Source organism: Mycobacterium sp. ZZG (assembly GCF_054786995.1).
Genome location: NZ_JBTBFV010000022.1, coordinates 1 through 15,677, shown reverse-complemented (window position 1 = coordinate 15,677; position 15,677 = coordinate 1). Strand labels below are relative to the sequence as shown.

Here is a 15,677-nt window from a genome sequence, read left to right as displayed (position 1 = left end):
GGAGCTGACGCAAGACGGACACACCTTCGGGATTCCTGTGAAGCCGCCTTGTCGGGACCGCGGGACATACTCAGCGCGACACAGGACAGCGCGACCAGGGGGCCGGGATGACGGACGATGCAGACGTGGGCGCCGACAAACTCGGGCGGGCAAATTCGACAGGCGCTCGCCCCAAGCCGTGGTGGCAGGACCATCCCGAACTCAAGGCCATCGTCGCCCAGACCCTTGCCGAACTGGAAAGCCTGCCCGAACGGACCACCCCACGCACCGCCGCGGAGCGCCGGATCCTCGATGAGTACTTCGGCGAACCGTCAACAGATGACGACGCGTCAACAGATGATGACGTGCAAAATTCGACAGGCGCTCGCCCCAAACCGTGGTGGCAGGACCATCCCGAACTCAAGGCCATCGTCGCCCAGACCCTCGCCGAAATCGACAGCCTGCCCGACCGGCCCCCCATCGACTATCCCGACCCCGTCCTGGAAGACGTCTTCACCGGCCAAAGCATTCGCGAACTGCGGGATGCGCGTGACGATCTCGCCCGAGCCAAAAGCCGCTACGACGACGCGGTGCTCACCGCGCGCCGACTCTGCCTGTCGTGGGGGAAGATCGGTGCGGTCCTGGGTGTCTCCCGCCAGCAGCTGCACCGGCGGTACCGCGACGCCGCGGACTAACCCTCGGCGTCGCCCGCTTCTGCCGCGCTCTCGTCGCCGCTGCCCGAATCAGGCTGCGGCAGCAGCGCTTCCAGCGCCGAGCCGGTGATTCGGCGGAAGGCCCGGCGCGGCCGGTTGGCATCCAGGATCGCGACCTCCAGCGTGGCGGGCCCGAGAGTACGCGGTTCGGCACCGTTGCCGCCGGCGCCGAGAGCCTTGACCGCGATCGAGACCGCGTCGGCCAGGCTCATGTTCTCCGAGTAGGACTCGTTGAGCGCGGCCGAGATTGGCTCGGTGGTCCCGCCCATCACCACGAAGTGTGGTTCGTCGGCGATCGAGCCGTCGTAGGTGATGCGGTACAGCTCAGGCGCTTTCGTCTCGCCGTAGTGGGCGACCTCGGCCACACACAACTCCACCTCGTAGGGCTTGGCCTGCTCGGTGAAGATCGTGCCGAGGGTCTGGGCGTACACGTTGGCCAACTGGCGGCCGGTGACGTCGCGGCGTGAGTAGGCGTATCCCTGGGTGTCGGCGAAGCGAATCCCGCCGCTGCGCAGGTTGTTGAACTCGTTGAACCGGCCCACGGCGGCGAAACCGACCCGGTCGTAGAGTTCGCTGACCTTCTGCAGGGACCGCGACGGGTTTTCCGCCACGAACAACACCCCGTCGGCGTAGGCGAGCGCGATCACGCTGCGGCCGCGGGCGATGCCCTTGCGTGCGAGCTCGGACCGCTCGCGCATCGCCTGCTCGGGCGAGATGAAGTACGGGAAGCTCACAGCTCGTCACCTCGAGTGGGCCGGGCGTCGTGGCCGAAAGTATCTGTCCGCGAACGATTCTCGATGATCTCGCGGCACACCCCGGCAATCCTCTCCTCCGGCACCTCGTGGGCACCGTCGGCACCGATGATCACCGCGGTCGGGTAGATGCCCCGCACCAGGTCCGGCCCGCCGGTCGCCGAATCATCGTCGGCGGCGTCGTAGAGCGCCTCGACGGCGACCCGCAGTGCCGAGTCGGCATCGGAGACCTGCGAGTACAGCTTTTTCATCGAGGACTTCGCGAAGATCGACCCCGAGCCCACCGACTGGTAACCCTCCTCCTCGAAGTTCCATCCACCTGCGGCGTCGAAGGACACGATTCGACCTGCGGCTTCGGAATTCGGGTCGTCGAGGTCGTAGCCGGCCAGTAGCGGCAGTGCCACGAAACCCTGCAGGGCGGCACCGAGGTTGCCGCGCACCATGGTCGCGAGCCGGTTCACCTTGCCCGGGAACGTCAGCGGGACGCCTTCGAGCTTCTCGTAGTGCTCAAGTTCCACCGCGTACAGCCGGGCGAACTCGACCGCGATCGCGGCGGTGCCCGCGATGCCGGTGACGGTGTAGTCGTCGGTGATGTAGACCTTCTGCACGTCCCGGCTGGCGATCATGTTGCCCTGGGTGGCGCGCCGGTCCCCGGCCATCACCACACCGCCGGGGTACTTCAGCGCGACAATCGTGGTGCCGTGCGGCACGGATTCGGTCGGCCGTCCGCTCAGTCCCGGTCCACCACTGCCGGGCAGCAGATGCGGCGCCTGATGGCGCAGAAAGTCCGAGAACGACGACAGGTTCACCCCGCCGTGGGACCGACTGATCGGCATGGCAGAAAAAGCAGGGTATGCGCCGGACAGTGGGGACGACGGGGAGGCCGAGTTATCGCGCTCCGGCCAGGTCACTGTCCACCCTTCTGCACGTACGCTCGCACGAAGTCCTCGGCGTTCTCCTCCAGGACGTCGTCGATCTCGTCCAGCAGGTCGTCGGTCTCGTCGGTCAGCTTCTCGCGGCGCTCCTGCCCGGCGGCCGTGCTGCCGGGGAGGTCGTCGTCTTCGCCGCCTCCGCCGCCACGCTTGGTCTGCTCCTGAGCCATCGCTGCCTCCTGCGTAAGTTGCGGGCACCCAACCACACGCCCGTCGGTTTCTCTACCCTACCGGTCGGATCTCGGTTTGCCCGGGATAGCCCGATCAGGTGGTGAGCTGTTCGACCAGTTCGACGGCGCTGTCGACGGAATCCAGCAGCGCCCCGACGTGGGCCTTGCTGCCCCGCAGCGGCTCCAGGGTGGGAATCCGCACCAGCGAATCACCCCCCAGATCGAAGATCACCGAATCCCAGCTCGCCGCGGCGATGTCGGCACCGAACCGCCGCAGGCACTCGCCGCGGAAGTAGGCGCGGGTGTCGGTGGGCGGGTTGTCGACGGCGTCGAGCACCTGCTGTTCGGTGACCAGACGCTTCATCGAACCGCGCGCCACCAGCCGGTTGTACAGACCCTTGTCCAACCGCACATCCGAGTACTGCAGGTCGACCAGATGTAGCCGCGGCGCGCTCCAGCCGAGGTTCTCCCGGTTACGGAACCCTTCGAGCAGGCGCAGCTTGGCCGGCCAGTCCAGCAGGTCGGCGCACTCCATCGGGTCCCGCTCGAGAAGATCGAGCACATGCGCCCAGGTCTCCAGCACGTGGTCGGCGCGCGGATCGGGGTCGCGGCTGTCGACGAGCTTGGCGACCCGGTCGAGATAGATGCGTTGCAGCGCCAGACCCGTCAGTTCGCGGCCGTCGGCCAGCGCCACGGTGGCGCGCAGCGACGGATCCCGGGACAGCACGTGCACGGCGTGCACCGGGCGGGCCAGCGCCAGGTCGGACAGATCGATCCCGATCTGGTGACCGTCCTCGATCAGGTCGAGGACCAGCGAGGTGGCGCCGAGCTTGAGGTAGGTCGACGTCTCGGCGAGGTTGGCGTCACCGATGATGACGTGCAGCCTGCGGTACTTGTCGGCGTCGGCGTGCGGCTCGTCGCGGGTGTTGATGATGCCGCGTTTGAGCGTGGTCTCCAGACCGACCTCGACCTCGATGTAGTCGGCGCGCTGGGAAAGCTGGAAGCCGGGCTCGTCCCCGGACGGTCCGATGCCGACCCGGCCGGACCCGGTGACCACCTGCCTCGACACCAGGAACGGCGTCAGACCCGCGATCACCGCCGAGAACGGCGTCTGGCGGCTCATCAGGTAGTTCTCGTGGGAACCGTAGGACGCGCCCTTGCCGTCGACGTTGTTCTTGTACAGCTGCAATTTGGCCGCGCCGGGCACGCTGGCCACGTGCCGGGCGGCGGCCTCCATCACCCGCTCACCGGCCTTGTCCCAGATCACGGCGTCCATCGGATCGGTGCACTCCGGTGCCGAGTACTCGGGGTGGGCATGGTCGACGTACAGCCGGGCGCCGTTGGTCAGGATCATGTTGGCCGCGCCGACCTCGTCGGCGTCGACGATCGGCGGCGGCCCCGACGCGCGGCTCAGGTCGAATCCGCGGGCGTCGCGCAGCGGAGATTCCACCTCGTAGTCCCAGCGTGTGCGCTTGGCCCGCTGGATACCCGCGGCGGCCGCGTAGGCGAGCACTGCTTGGGTGGACGTCAGGATCGGATTCGCGGTCGGATCCGACGGCGACGAAATGCCGTATTCGACCTCTGTTCCGATGATCCGTTGCATACCGACAAGGGTAGAGGTCGGGTCACCGGCGAGCTCAGGAGCCTGTGGCGATCAGCTCCGTAGACGTGCGGCTCGTGGTGAGATCGATCCCCGATGGCTCCCACGATTGATCGACGTCTCGCGGCGGAACGCTGGTTTCTTCAGCGCGGCCTGCCCGCGGTGCTGCGCCCCGGCGTGCTCGTACAGCGGGTGTGGACCCGCTCGGCGCCCGCGTTGGCGGGATTGGCCGTGGTGATGACGTTCTCGATGTTGATCGTCGCCGCGACGGGCAAGCACACCATCGACATCGACGGCACCCCGACCCGCACCGAGTGGTTCGTGCTCGGGGTCATCCTGCTGGTGCTGCCGGCCGCGGCGCTGGTGGGCTGGCTGGTATCGCGCTCGGAGGACGTGCGCCTGCGCGCCGTCGTGTCCGCCGCGTCGCTGGGCATCGCCGCGGTCGGCGGTTTCTACGGCGGCCTCAGTGCCCGCGTCCTGGTGGACCTGGTCAGCGAGATCGTGATCGTGGTGCTGATCTTCGTGTGCACCGCGACCGGAACCGGGGCCATTGTGGGCTGGGCGGTGCGCATGATGCTGGCGAACCTGGCATCGGTGGGCAACCTGCTGCTCGGCGCGCTGCCGGTGATGCTGCTGACGGTGCTGGTGTTCTTCAATGGCCCGGTGTGGACGATGGCGTCCACGATCAGCCGGCCCCGGCTGTGGCTCGGACTGTCGTTTCTGATGCTGATCGCCGTGGCGTTCCTGCTGTCGAGCACGCTGAGCCGGATCCAGCCCATCCTTAGCCCGGACGCCAAGCGGCCCGAGGACGCCGCGCACCTGGCCGGGACGCCGTTCGAGACCATGCCGGACCGGCCGCGCCGGGTGCCGCTGTCGAAGGCCGAGCGGCTCAACGTCGGGTTCGTGCTGGCGATGTCGCAGATCGTGCAGGTGCTGACGGTGTCGGTGGTGACCGGGCTGCTGTTCTTCGTTCTCGGCCTGATCCTGATCAGCCCGGAACTGCTGGCCGCCCTGACCGACGGCGGCTCTCCCGACGGTCAACTGCTGGGCATGACCCTGCCCGTGCCCCAGGCCCTGATCCAGATCACGATGTTCCTGATCGCGCTGACGTTCATGTACCTCGCCGCCCGGGCGGTGGCCGACAAACAGTACCGCGCGCAGTTCCTCGATCCGCTGCTCGAGGAACTGCGGTTCACCCTGGTCGCAAGGGACCGATACCGCACGGTGACCGCGGACACCTGAACGGTGGGCGGTCTGTCGCTGAAGCCTCATTCCACTGGCGCCGCCGGAGATTCCGGCGCGCTGACCCCGGTTCGGGACGCCGATCACGCACAATGTGCCGGTGTCGGACATGCGGCAGGTCCACGACTGGTTCCTGCACCGCGGCTTGCCGCTGGTGCTGACCCGGCGGGTCCGTGCGCGCAAGCTCGTGCAGCGCTCCGCACCGATGGTCAGCGCGGTCGGTGCGCTGACGGCGGTCACGATGCTGTTGGCCGACGTCACCGGCGCCACCCCCGATTACGGATACGCGTTGCGGCTCAGTGGGATCGCCGTGGTGCTCGTGGCCGCCCCGTTCGCGCTGGAGGTCCTGCACCGGCTCGGCACCCGCGTCGGGGAGGCGCTGCGCCGCTGGGCCGCCGTCCTGGTGATGACGATCTTCATCGTGGTGATGCCGTTGACCGTCAGCGGCTGGTCGGGCGCAGCGGCAGCCGAAGCGCCGGTGTTCGTGCTGATCTCGCTGGGCGCGATCTGGTTGACCTACCTGGGTTTTGGGTCGATCGCGTTGTGGGCCTTCCGGTTCGCCTGGGTTCAGCTAGGGGCGCTGGGCACGCTGATGAGCCGTGCGCTGCCGCTGTTGATGCTGACGGTCGTGGTGTACTTCACCGGCGAGCTGTGGCAGCTCTCGGCGCGGATGACTCGCGAACGACTATGGCAGACAATCGGATTCTTCAGCGTGGTGGCGCTGGTGTTCATGGTGGCGACCATCCGCGACGAGGTGAGGGCACTGCGCCAGGACCGTTCGGCGCAGCAGGATCCCGCAGCGCTGCTGGCCGGTACCCCGCTGGCATCGGTGCGTGCCGACCCCGCCGACCGCAGCCCACTGTCGGCGGCCGAACAAGTCAACGTGGTCGCGGTGATGGTTGTCGCGCAGGCGATCCAGGTGGTGTTGTTCACCGCCGGGTTGTTCGCGTTCTTCCTCGCCCTCGGGGTCATCGCGATACCCTACGACGTGACCGTCGTGTGGTCCGGTGAACAGACCTGCACTGTGGGCGAACCACCCTGTGCGGGAACGTGGTTCGGGGTGCACATCCCGATCCCGCAGACGGTGGTGCACACGTCGCTGTTCGTCGCGGTGCTGTCCGGGCTGTACTTCACGGTCAGCACCAGCGTCGACCCGCTCTACCGGCAGCGCTTCTTCGAACCGCTGATCGCCGACGTCGCCGTCAGCCTGGCGGGCCGCGACGCCTACCTCATGATGGAAGCGAGGAGCTAGCAGATGTCGTCATCGCAGTTGCGCGGCAAACGGTACGGCGAGGTGCTCCTGGTGAGCGCCGGGCCCGACGGTCCGACGGCGACGGTGTACAACACGTATCCGCTCAACGACTGCCCGGCCGAGCTGTGGTCGCGGCTCGACCCCGCCGCACTGGCCGGCCGGCACGGCGCGACCGCCGCGCTGCTCAACGGGCCGCGCTATTGGCTGATGGATCACATTGAAAAGGACATGGGCGAGCAGCCCGAGATCGCGACGTTCGGCGGCATCGACATGGTCCGCCAAGCCACCGTCAGCCTGACGTCGATGAACCCCGCGCCCTACCTGCCCAACACCGTCGCACGCCACGCCGTCTTCGTATTCGACCGGGACAAACCGATTTTCGAGCTCGTCGACCCCGATGGGCGGCGCTGGGTGATGCAGACCTGGAGCCAGGTGGTCGATCCGACGCTGTCCTACGACGACCTGCCCGGCCTGGCCACCCGCCTTCGGCTGCCCGACGGATGGTCCTATCGTGCGCGCACCCTCGACGAACAGCTGCGCGTCGACACCAGTTCCCGGCCCGCCCAGGTGCTCCAGGACGATCTGACCAACAGCTACTCGCTGGTGTCCTGAGCCGCCCCGACCCGGCTGGCCTTCCCAGCCGGATCCGCTACAGGTACTGGCCGAGGTTGCTCTCGGTGTCGATCGCCCGGCTGGCGCTCGACGACTTACCGGTGACCAGCGTGCGGATGTAGACGATCCGCTCGCCCTTCTTACCCGAGATCCGGGCCCAGTCGTCCGGATTCGTGGTGTTGGGCAGATCCTCGTTCTCGGCGAACTCGTCGACGATCGAGTCGAGCAGGTGCTGGATGCGCAGACCCCTCTGCCCCGTCTCGAGCACCGACTTGATGGCGTACTTCTTGGCCCGGTCGACGACGTTCTGGATCATCGCACCCGAGTTGAAGTCCTTGAAGTACATGACCTCTTTGTCGCCGTTGGCGTAGGTCACCTCCAGGAAGCGGTTGTCGTCGATCTCGGCGTACATCCGCTCCACGACCTTCTCGATCATGCCCTTGATGCACGCCGCGCGGTCGCCGCCGAACTCCGCGAGATCGTCGGCGTGGACCGGCAACTCCTCGGTGAGGTACTTGCTGAAGATGTCCTGCGCCGACTCGGCGTCCGGCCGCTCGATCTTGATCTTGACGTCCAGACGGCCGGGCCGCAGGATCGCCGGGTCGATCATGTCCTCGCGGTTGGAGGCGCCGATCACGATGACGTTCTCCAGCCCCTCGACGCCGTCGATCTCGCTGAGCAGCTGGGGCACCACCGTCGTCTCCACATCCGATGAGACACCGGTGCCGCGGGTGCGGAAGATCGAGTCCATCTCGTCGAAGAACACGATCACCGGCGTGCCCTCGGAGGCCTTCTCGCGGGCCCGCTGGAAGATCAGCCGGATGTGACGTTCGGTCTCACCGACGAACTTGTTCAGCAGCTCGGGGCCCTTGATGTTGAGGAAGTAGCTCTTGGCCTCGCGGGCGTCGTCGCCGCGGACTTCGGCCATCTTCTTGGCCAGCGAGTTCGCGACCGCCTTGGCGATCAGCGTCTTGCCGCAGCCGGGCGGACCATAGAGCAGCACCCCCTTGGGCGGTCGCAACGAGTACTCCCGGTACAGCTCCTTGTGCAGGAACGGCAGCTCGACGGCGTCGCGGATCTGCTCGATCTGGCGGCCCAGTCCGCCGATGTCGTTGTAGCTGACGTCCGGGACCTCCTCCAGCACGAGATCTTCGACCTCGGCCTTGGGGATCCGCTCGAAGGCATACCCGGCCTTGGTGTCGACGAGCAGCGAGTCACCCGGGCGCAGCTTGCGCGGCCGGTCGTCGCCCAGGTCGTCGTCGTACCCGTCGGGCAGGTCCTCCGCGGCGACCAGCGGCTCGGCCAGCCACACGATGCGCTCTTCGTCGGCGTGGCCGACGACGAGGGCGCGATGACCGTCGGCGAGGATCTCGCGCAGGGTGCTGATCTCCCCAACGGCCTCGAAGTGCCCGGCCTCGACGACCGTCAGAGCCTCGTTCAGCCGGACGGTTTGGCCCTGCTTGAGCTCCTTGGTGTCGATGTTCGGCGAGCACGTCAGCCGCATCTTGCGGCCGGAGGTGAACACGTCGACGGTGTCGTCGTCCTGAACGGAGAGCAGCACACCGTAGCCGCTGGGCGGCTGTCCGAGGCGGTCCACCTCTTCGCGCAGGGCCAACAGCTGCTGGCGCGCTTCCTTGAGCGTGTCCATCAATTTCGCGTTGCGGGCGGCGAGCGAGTCGAGGCGGGCCTCCAGCTGATGCACGTCACGCGCGCTGCGCGCGCTCCCGGACGCGCCCGCCGCGCTCTCGAGCTGTTCACGCAGGATCGCCGCCTCGCGGCGCAGTTGTTCGAGTTCTGCCGCATCTTCGCGAGACAAACGGCTGTCGGGGGATGTCCCAAAGACTTCAGAGGCCTCAGAACGCTCGGACTCACTCATGTTGCGCTCCCTTCCCACACCGGATGTTGGTGCAGTAACAACTTCAAAGCTACCGGCGATTCAGACATTGTGTGCGGTGTAGGAATTCGACACACCAGCACCACTGTTAGCCTTTCTAGATCAGTCGGCCGAACGGAAGGACAGCCGTGACCCTGAAAACCCTCGTCACCAGCGTGACCGCTGGAGCAGCAGCCGCCGCGACCCTCGGCGCTGCCGCTGTGGGTGTGACCTCGATTGCTGCCGGAGCGGGAATGGCCGCGGCGTCACCCGGCGTGCTGAACGCCCCGATGCCCGCCGCACCGGCACCCGAGCTGCAGGGCGCCCTGGTGTCGACGCTGAGTGCACTGTCCGGGCCGGGTTCGTTCACCGGCGCCAAGGCCAGCTACGTCCAGGGTGGCCTGGGCCGCATCGAGGCTCGGGTGGCCGACAGCGGATACAGCAACGCCGCGGCCAAGGGCTACTTCCCGCTGAGTTTCACCATCGCCGACATCGACCGGAACGGCCCGGTGGTGACCGCCAACGTCACCGCGGCCGCACCGACGGGCGCCGTGGCGACCCAGCCGTTGACCTTCATCGCCGGGCCCAGCCCCACCGGCTGGCAGCTGTCCAAGCAGTCGGCGCTGGCCCTGATGTCCGCGGTGGGTTGATCTCTCGCACGTTCCTGGTTCGCAGCGCCGCCACATTCGTGGCGGCGCTCGGGCTTTGTGGGTGCACCCACACCGAGCACCCGGCGACCACCGCACCCCCGCCGGCCCCTTCCGCGGTCGAGTCGTCGTCGGTGCCGGCCACGCCGATCCCGGACGCCCCCGGCGGTCCACCGCTTCCCCCGCCGTCCGCGCTGACCGATGTGATGGCCCGGCTGTCGGACCCCGCGGTGCCCGGAGATCAGAAGATCACGCTGATCGAGAACGCCACCCCCGGCGAAGCCGCGGGGCTGGACCGGTTCACCGCCGCGCTGCGCGACAACGGATCCCTGCCGCTGGCGTTCGAGGCCCGTGACCTCGCCTGGTCGTCAGCGGAGCCCGGCAACGTCGTTGCCACCGTGGTGATCACCCCGGCCAACCCGCCGAGCGGGCAGTTCACTTTCCCCATGGAGTTCGCCCCGTCGGACGGCTCCTGGCAACTCACCCGGCAGACCGCCGATCTGCTGCTGGCGCTCGACAATCCGCCGGGCTGAGCGATGTGGATCGGCTGGATCGAGTTCGACGTCCTGCTCGGTGATGTGCGCTCCCTCAAACAGAAGCGGTCGGTCATCCGGCCGGTGATCGCCGAACTGTCACGCAGATTCCCCGTCTCGGCCGCCGAGACCGGTGCGCAGGATCTGCACCGGCGCGCAGGTATCGGGATCGGCATGGTCGCGGCCGACCGGGCTCGTGTCGTGGAGGTGCTCGACGCCGCCGAGCGGCTGGTGGCCGCCCGGCCCGAGCTGGAGCTGCTGTCGGCCCGGCGCGGACTGCGCACCGGCGACGACGAGTAGGCCGAGTCGGTTCGCCGGTCGGCTCAGGTCAGCCGCTTCTTGCGCAGCGGGGTCGGCGCGATCGTCCCGGGCGCGAGCTTGCGGGCGCTGATCAGGAACGCCGTGTGCCCACGCATCGAGTGCTCCGGCCGCACCGCCAGCCCCACCACGTGCCAGCCGCGCTGCATGCTCTCCCACGCCCTCGGCTCGGTCCAGCACTGCTGCTCCCGCAGCGCCTCGACGGTCTTCGACAGCTGGGTGACCGTCGCGACATAGATCATCAGTACCCCGCCGGGGACGAGCGCGGTGCCGACCGCACCGAGCACCTCCCAGGGTGCGAGCATGTCCAGCACGACCCGGTCCACCTCGGGACCCTCGTAATCGGCGACGTCGGCGATCACCAGGTCCCAGTTGGGCGGTGTGGCACCGAAAAACGTCTCGACATTGCGTGCGGCGTGTTCCGCGTGGTCCTCGCGCATCTCGTAGGACGTCACGCGCCCCTCCGGCCCGACCGCCCGCAGCAACGAGCACGTCAGTGCGCCGGAGCCGGCGCCGGCTTCGAGCACCCGCGCGCCCGGGAAGATGTCGCCCTCGTGCACGATCTGCGCCGCGTCCTTGGGGTAAACCACCTGTGCCCCGCGCGGCATCGACATCACGTAGTCGACCAAAAGCGGCCGCAGCACCAGGAACTGGTCGCCGTTGGTGGACTTCACCACGCTGCCCTCGGGCAGCCCGATCACCTCGTCGAGCGAGATGATCCCGCGGTGGGTGTGGAACTCGCCGCCCGGCTTGAGCAGCATCGTGTAGCGCCTGCCTTTGGCGTCGGTGAGTTGGACACGATCACCTACGTCGAATGGGCCGGTTCTGCGCACAGCTGACCAGCCTGCCAGTAGACGCGCCGCGGTCGACGCCCGGGTTGCCGGGAAATGTCCGACCGCCGTCCTAGGCTCGATCCCATGAGTGAGCCGTCGAGACCGGTGCGCCGACCCGCCCTCTCGCCGTCGCGCGCCAGTGACTTCAAGCAGTGCCCGCTGCTGTACCGGTTCCGCGCCATCGACCGGCTGGCCGAGCCGTCGTCCGCCGCCCAGGTGCGCGGTTCGGTCGTCCACGCGGCGCTGGAAGACCTCTACCGTCTGCCGGCGGCCGACCGGGTGCCGGAGACGGCGGCGTCCCTGGTCGGTCCGGCGTGGGAGCGGGTACTCGCCGAGCACCCGGCGCTGGCCGCCGACATCGAACCCGGCCTGCGGGCCGAGCTCCTGGAGCAGGCGCGGGCGCTGTTGTCGGGCTACTACCGGCTGGAGGATCCCACCCGGTTCGACCCGCAGAGCTGTGAGCAGCGCGTCGAGGTCGAACTGGCCGACGGCACCTTGTTGCGCGGCTTCGTCGACCGCATCGACGTGGCGGCCACCGGTGAGGTGCGGGTCGTCGACTACAAGACCGGCAAGGCGCCGCCGGAGGCCCGCGCACTGGCCGAGTTCAAGGCGCTGTTCCAGATGAAGTTCTACGCCGTGGCGCTGTTGCGGTCCCGCGGTGTGCTGCCGACCCGGCTGCGGCTGCTGTACCTGGCCGACAGCCAGGTGCTGGACTACACGCCGGCTCTCGACGAGCTGGAGAGGTTCGAGAAGACCCTGATGGCGATCTGGCGGGCCATCCAGAACGCCGGCGCCACAGGCGATTTCCGGCCCAATCCGTCCAGGCTGTGCGACTGGTGTGCGCACCGCGCGCTCTGTCCCGCGTTCGGCGGCACTCCCCCACCGTATCCGGGATGGCCCGAGGTGCTCGACGAGACACTCGAGGACGGCGACCCGGACGCGGTGCTGCGCGCGGAGCCCGCCGCATGATCGACTGCCTGTTCCGCCGGCTGCCCGGCTCGGCACACGAGGATGGCGAGTACGCGGTCTTCGAGTCCACCGACGGCACCCGCAGCAACTGGGATCCGCAGATCCAGCACGGCTCGCCGCCGCTGGCGCTGCTGACCCGCGCCATCGAGGACCTCGCGGAGGGCACAGGGCTGCGGGTCGGCCGGCTCACGCTCGACATCCTCGGCGCCATCCCGGTCACCACCGTGCGCGTGCGGGCCTGGGTGGAACGCCCCGGCACCCGGATCTCGCTGATGGCCGCCGAGATGCTCGCCGACCGGCCCGACGGCACCCGACGGGCCGTGGCCCGGGTCACCGCCTGGCTTCTGGCCACCGGTGACACCGCCGAAGCCGCCACCGACCGCTACCCGCCGCTGGTCGAAGGCCGGGCCAGCGACGTCGCCCACGCCTGGGAGGGCGCACCGGGCTATCTGCAGACCGTGTCCTGGCGCAGGCAGCACACCCCGGAGGGCGCCGCGGCCGAGGCGTGGCTGTCTCCGCTTGTGCCGCTGATCGATTCGGAGCCGACCACGCCGCTGCAGCGGCTGGCGATGGTGGTCGATTCGGCCAATGGCATCGGCGCCGCACTGGACCCGCGTCGGTACCTGTTCATGAACACCGACACGGTGGTGCACCTGCACCGGCTGCCCGCCGGTGACGACTTCGCGCTGCGGGCGCGGGGTTCCATCGGCCCGGACGGCATCGGCGTCACCACTGGCGAGATCTTCGACCGCACCGGTTTCATCGGGACGTGCGCGCAGACGCTGCTGGTGCAGCGACAGCGCTGATCGGCCGTGATGGAGGAAGTCCGCCGCCAGTTCGAACTCGCCTGGGCACTGACGGATTTGCACCTGGGCGCGCTCACCGAAACCGACTTTCTGTGGGAGCCCGCCGAGTCGTGTTGGACAGTCCGTCAGGACGAGCACGGCCGGTGGCGGGCGGACTTCGCCGAGGTCGAGCCCGACCCGGTACCGGTGCCGACGATCGCGTGGTTGACGTGGCACATCGACTTCTGGTGGAGCGCGGCGATCGCGGCCATGCACCATCGCCCGCCGCCCGCACCGTCCGACGTCTTCTGGCCCGGAGGCGGTGCCGCCGCCGCGCTGCGCATCCGCGCTCTCGCCGATCAGTGGCGGAATCTGTTGGCGGGCTTGACGATTGACGATATGGCAGCCCCCGCCCGGTTCCCGTGGAGTCCTGCCGAGGGCCGCACGGCCGGCGATACCGTACTGTGGGCCACTGTCGAACTGGCCAAGAACGCCGCGGAGATCGGCCAGCTACGGCTGTTGCGCGCCGCCACCCACTGATCCGCGGCCTGTCACGCCGAGCGCGCCAGGGCCGCCCGATCCTCGTCGGCGAAGGTGTCCTCCAGATGCAGTGGCGAGTAGTCCACGTCGATCTCGGCCAGCGGACGCCCCCGGGCACTGCTTATGGTGCCGAACCGGCGCATTCCCTTGTCGGTGGCGTACTGCTGCATGTCCTCCTTGTCGAGGTTGAACGGGACCTCGTCGTAGAGGTCGTAGGCGTCGTCGGTGTTGCGCAGCGCCAACGGGATCAGCTCGTTCATCCGTGACTCGAACACCGCCCAGTTGGCGTCGTCGGCGGCCACGTGCCGCCGGCAGGTGAAGGTACCCCACGCCATGTGGCGCCGTTCGTCGTCACCGATACGCCGCACCAATTCCTGCATGCCGGGAAGAATGTTGTTGTCCACGCAAATACGGTGCCACGCATAGTATCCCGTCAACGCCATCATGCCTTCGATGACGTGGTTGTAGGTCGCCGAGGCGCGTACCTGAGCAGCCGGGGACGGATCGGACATCAACGCGTCGAGCGATCGGGGCAGCTCCTCGTAGAAGATCGTGCGGTACGTGGGCAGGTCGTCGAGAAGCCCCTGCAGGTCGTCGGTCACGCCGACAGCATCGAGCCACAGGCGGAACACCTGGGTGTGTTTGGCCTCTTCGAACGCGAATTGGGTCAAGTACATCTCGTCGCCGAGCCGACCCTCGGCGCGCATCGCCGCCATGAACGGCTGGATATCCTGGGTGACCGCCTCCTCGCCGGCGATGAACTGCGCGCACAGTCGCGTGGCCCACTCGCGTTCCAGATCTGTCAGCGATTCCCAGTCGGCCCGGTCCCGGGAGAAGTCGATGTCGGCGGGATTCCAGAATTTGGCGTTGCCACCGGCGAACAGCTTGAGCGGCAGGCTGTTCCAGTTGAGGCCGCCCGCGGCCAGGGAATCCGACCGGGTCCGTGTCAGGTGTGTCATGGAACTACTTCTCCTTCGGTGGTTGCGAACGGGAGGGGCACAGGGACGGCGGCGAAGGCCGCCGTCAGCACGGTGACGTAGCGGCGCACGACCAGGGCCGGCTGCTCGGGCGAGAGTTCGTCGAGCCCGAGGACCGGGTCCATGCCGCGCACGTACGGCGCCAGGGCGAGGTGCGGCAGCAGCATCAGCAACAGCGACAGCAGGGTCTCGGTGTCCGCCTCGGGGCGTAGGTCACCGCGGCGCTGCGCGTCGTGCACCAGTGGCCGCAACACCTCCAGATAGTGCCGGTGCACGACGGAGCGCACACTGACACGCGCATCGCTGTCGACCTCGAAGCTCGCGGCGGCGTGCAATGCCCGATCGCGCGGATGTTCGGCGAAGTACGCGACCCAGACGTCGAGCAGGTCGGTGAGGAACTCGAAGAACGGGCGGGCGGGGTCCAGAAGGCGGATCTGCTCTTCCATGTGGCGGCGTACCCGCTGGCTGCCCACGTCGGTGATGTGCGCGTAGAGGTCGCGCTTGTCCGCGAAGTATTGGAAGAGACTGCCTTTGGCGACCCCGGCTCGGCGCGCGATCACATTCAGGCTGCCGCCGGAGAATCCGTGCGCGGCGAACTCCGCCTCCGCGGCGGCGACCACCGCTGCGCGGCGATCCGCATTCAGACGAGACCACGTCACCGTCGGCATCGCGCCCTCCAAGGCTAGATGTGACCAGTGGTCATATTACTGTGACCCATGCCACAGTCAAGTGGGGCTAGTGTCCTGAGTCATTAATTCGGTTGCAGTAGTTGGCGATGCTTGCCAGGATCTGGTCGGCGGTCTTAGTCCAGACGTAAGGCTTGGGGTTGTCGTTCCAGGTGTCGATCCAGGCACGGATATCGGCGTTGAGTTGCCGCACCGAGGTGTGAGTGGAGCGGCGCAGTTTCTTGGTGGTCAGCTCGGCAAACCAGCGCTCGACGAGATTGAGCC

The 15,677-nt window shown here is 68.1% G+C and carries 18 protein-coding genes and 1 pseudogene; 10 read left to right on the top strand and 9 right to left on the bottom strand.

What is annotated here, in order from left to right:
- Positions 1–107 precede the first annotated feature (107 nt).
- Entirely contained in the window at positions 108–674 is a 567-nt protein-coding gene (locus ACXMYJ_RS14340; protein WP_460357050.1) for a hypothetical protein, read from the top strand.
- Here ACXMYJ_RS14340 and prcA read toward each other — a convergent pair.
- The 4 genes from prcA to dop form a co-directional block, all read right to left on the bottom strand.
- Positions 671–1,426, bottom strand: a complete 756-nt coding sequence (gene prcA / locus ACXMYJ_RS14335; protein ID WP_460357047.1) for a proteasome subunit alpha — start codon at positions 1,424–1,426, stop codon at positions 671–673. The two genes, ACXMYJ_RS14340 and prcA, sit on opposite strands and share 4 nt — an antisense overlap.
- Complete coding sequence (gene prcB, locus ACXMYJ_RS14330) at positions 1,423–2,355, bottom strand: proteasome subunit beta (RefSeq protein WP_460357043.1); 933 nt, start codon at positions 2,353–2,355, stop codon at positions 1,423–1,425. The genes prcA and prcB overlap by 4 nt, the downstream gene beginning before the upstream one ends.
- Positions 2,352–2,546 (bottom strand): ubiquitin-like protein Pup, encoded by a 195-nt coding sequence (locus tag ACXMYJ_RS14325; RefSeq protein ID WP_260753385.1) that lies wholly within the window; start codon positions 2,544–2,546, stop codon positions 2,352–2,354. Before ACXMYJ_RS14325 ends, prcB begins: the two co-directional genes overlap by 4 nt.
- Positions 2,547–2,640: 94 nt before the next feature.
- The gene (dop, locus tag ACXMYJ_RS14320; protein WP_260753386.1) at positions 2,641–4,149 is read right to left on the bottom strand and encodes a depupylase/deamidase Dop; all 1,509 of its coding nucleotides are present in this window, start codon (positions 4,147–4,149) and stop codon (positions 2,641–2,643) included.
- 93 nt (positions 4,150–4,242) lie between these two features.
- Here dop and ACXMYJ_RS14315 point away from each other — a divergent pair, with 93 nt between their 5' ends.
- The 3 genes from ACXMYJ_RS14315 (at position 4,243) to ACXMYJ_RS14305 (ending at position 7,252) form a co-directional block, all read left to right on the top strand.
- Positions 4,243–5,388, top strand: a complete 1,146-nt coding sequence (locus ACXMYJ_RS14315) for a hypothetical protein (protein WP_460357040.1) — start codon at positions 4,243–4,245, stop codon at positions 5,386–5,388.
- 109 nt (positions 5,389–5,497) lie between these two features.
- Positions 5,498–6,640 (top strand): hypothetical protein, encoded by a 1,143-nt coding sequence (locus ACXMYJ_RS14310; RefSeq protein ID WP_460357131.1) that lies wholly within the window; start codon positions 5,498–5,500, stop codon positions 6,638–6,640.
- Positions 6,641–6,643: 3 nt separating this feature from the next.
- A complete protein-coding gene (locus ACXMYJ_RS14305; RefSeq protein WP_460357038.1) occupies positions 6,644–7,252 on the top strand; it encodes a hypothetical protein in 609 nt (202 codons plus the stop codon).
- Positions 7,253–7,289: 37 nt separating this feature from the next.
- On the opposite strand, the gene arc is transcribed toward ACXMYJ_RS14305, so the two are convergent.
- Complete coding sequence (arc, locus tag ACXMYJ_RS14300) at positions 7,290–9,128, bottom strand: proteasome ATPase (RefSeq protein ID WP_460357034.1); 1,839 nt, start codon at positions 9,126–9,128, stop codon at positions 7,290–7,292.
- A gap of 146 nt (positions 9,129–9,274) precedes the next feature.
- Here arc and ACXMYJ_RS14295 point away from each other — a divergent pair, with 146 nt between their 5' ends.
- The 3 genes from ACXMYJ_RS14295 to ACXMYJ_RS14285 are packed head-to-tail and all read left to right on the top strand — an operon-like array spanning position 9,275 to position 10,605.
- Positions 9,275–9,775: an MTB12 family secreted protein gene (locus tag ACXMYJ_RS14295; protein WP_260753390.1), complete on the top strand. Its 501-nt coding sequence runs from the start codon at positions 9,275–9,277 to the stop codon at positions 9,773–9,775.
- Positions 9,772–10,305 (top strand): hypothetical protein, encoded by a 534-nt coding sequence (locus ACXMYJ_RS14290; protein ID WP_460357032.1) that lies wholly within the window; start codon positions 9,772–9,774, stop codon positions 10,303–10,305. Before ACXMYJ_RS14295 ends, ACXMYJ_RS14290 begins: the two co-directional genes overlap by 4 nt.
- A 3-nt stretch (positions 10,306–10,308) precedes the next feature.
- Positions 10,309–10,605 (top strand): DUF503 domain-containing protein, encoded by a 297-nt coding sequence (locus ACXMYJ_RS14285; protein WP_260753394.1) that lies wholly within the window; start codon positions 10,309–10,311, stop codon positions 10,603–10,605.
- A 23-nt stretch (positions 10,606–10,628) separates the two neighbouring features.
- On the opposite strand, the gene ACXMYJ_RS14280 is transcribed toward ACXMYJ_RS14285, so the two are convergent.
- Complete coding sequence (locus ACXMYJ_RS14280) at positions 10,629–11,456, bottom strand: tRNA (adenine-N1)-methyltransferase (protein WP_460357029.1); 828 nt, start codon at positions 11,454–11,456, stop codon at positions 10,629–10,631.
- A gap of 84 nt (positions 11,457–11,540) precedes the next feature.
- Between ACXMYJ_RS14280 and ACXMYJ_RS14275 the strand changes: the two genes are divergently transcribed.
- From ACXMYJ_RS14275 to ACXMYJ_RS14265, 3 genes are read left to right on the top strand one after another with little or no spacing between them, the layout of a single operon-like run.
- The gene (locus ACXMYJ_RS14275; protein ID WP_260753397.1) at positions 11,541–12,425 is read left to right on the top strand and encodes a RecB family exonuclease; all 885 of its coding nucleotides are present in this window, start codon (positions 11,541–11,543) and stop codon (positions 12,423–12,425) included.
- Positions 12,422–13,231 carry a thioesterase family protein gene (locus ACXMYJ_RS14270; RefSeq protein WP_460357027.1) on the top strand — a complete coding sequence of 270 codons (810 nt, stop codon included), beginning with the start codon at positions 12,422–12,424 and terminating at the stop codon, positions 13,229–13,231. The genes ACXMYJ_RS14275 and ACXMYJ_RS14270 overlap by 4 nt, the downstream gene beginning before the upstream one ends.
- 6 nt (positions 13,232–13,237) lie before the next feature.
- The gene (locus ACXMYJ_RS14265; RefSeq protein ID WP_460357024.1) at positions 13,238–13,750 is read left to right on the top strand and encodes a DinB family protein; all 513 of its coding nucleotides are present in this window, start codon (positions 13,238–13,240) and stop codon (positions 13,748–13,750) included.
- An 11-nt stretch (positions 13,751–13,761) separates the two neighbouring features.
- Here the strand turns inward: ACXMYJ_RS14265 and ACXMYJ_RS14260 are convergent, their stop codons facing one another.
- The 3 genes and pseudogenes from ACXMYJ_RS14260 to ACXMYJ_RS14250 form a co-directional block, all read right to left on the bottom strand.
- Complete coding sequence (locus ACXMYJ_RS14260) at positions 13,762–14,700, bottom strand: R2-like ligand-binding oxidase (protein WP_460357128.1); 939 nt, start codon at positions 14,698–14,700, stop codon at positions 13,762–13,764.
- A 5-nt stretch (positions 14,701–14,705) separates the two neighbouring features.
- Positions 14,706–15,395, bottom strand: a complete 690-nt coding sequence (locus ACXMYJ_RS14255; RefSeq protein WP_460357022.1) for a TetR/AcrR family transcriptional regulator — start codon at positions 15,393–15,395, stop codon at positions 14,706–14,708.
- A gap of 67 nt (positions 15,396–15,462) precedes the next feature.
- Positions 15,463–15,677, bottom strand: a pseudogene (locus ACXMYJ_RS14250) (IS630 family transposase); the annotation flags it as partial.

Excerpts from the sequence above, each read along its gene's own strand:
- ACXMYJ_RS14340 (WP_460357050.1), top strand. The coding sequence starts at position 108 with ATGACGGACGATGCAGACGTGGGCGCCGACAAACTCGGGCGGGCAAAT.
- ACXMYJ_RS14325 (WP_260753385.1), bottom strand. The coding sequence starts at position 2,546 with ATGGCTCAGGAGCAGACCAAGCGTGGCGGCGGAGGCGGCGAAGACGAC.
- dop (WP_260753386.1), bottom strand. The coding sequence starts at position 4,149 with ATGCAACGGATCATCGGAACAGAGGTCGAATACGGCATTTCGTCGCCG.
- ACXMYJ_RS14315 (WP_460357040.1), top strand. The coding sequence starts at position 4,243 with ATGGCTCCCACGATTGATCGACGTCTCGCGGCGGAACGCTGGTTTCTT.
- ACXMYJ_RS14310 (WP_460357131.1), top strand. The coding sequence starts at position 5,498 with ATGCGGCAGGTCCACGACTGGTTCCTGCACCGCGGCTTGCCGCTGGTG.
- ACXMYJ_RS14305 (WP_460357038.1), top strand. The coding sequence starts at position 6,644 with ATGTCGTCATCGCAGTTGCGCGGCAAACGGTACGGCGAGGTGCTCCTG.
- arc (WP_460357034.1), bottom strand. The coding sequence starts at position 9,128 with ATGAGTGAGTCCGAGCGTTCTGAGGCCTCTGAAGTCTTTGGGACATCC.
- ACXMYJ_RS14285 (WP_260753394.1), top strand. The coding sequence starts at position 10,309 with ATGTGGATCGGCTGGATCGAGTTCGACGTCCTGCTCGGTGATGTGCGC.
- ACXMYJ_RS14275 (WP_260753397.1), top strand. The coding sequence starts at position 11,541 with ATGAGTGAGCCGTCGAGACCGGTGCGCCGACCCGCCCTCTCGCCGTCG.
- ACXMYJ_RS14270 (WP_460357027.1), top strand. The coding sequence starts at position 12,422 with ATGATCGACTGCCTGTTCCGCCGGCTGCCCGGCTCGGCACACGAGGAT.
- ACXMYJ_RS14255 (WP_460357022.1), bottom strand. The coding sequence starts at position 15,395 with ATGCCGACGGTGACGTGGTCTCGTCTGAATGCGGATCGCCGCGCAGCG.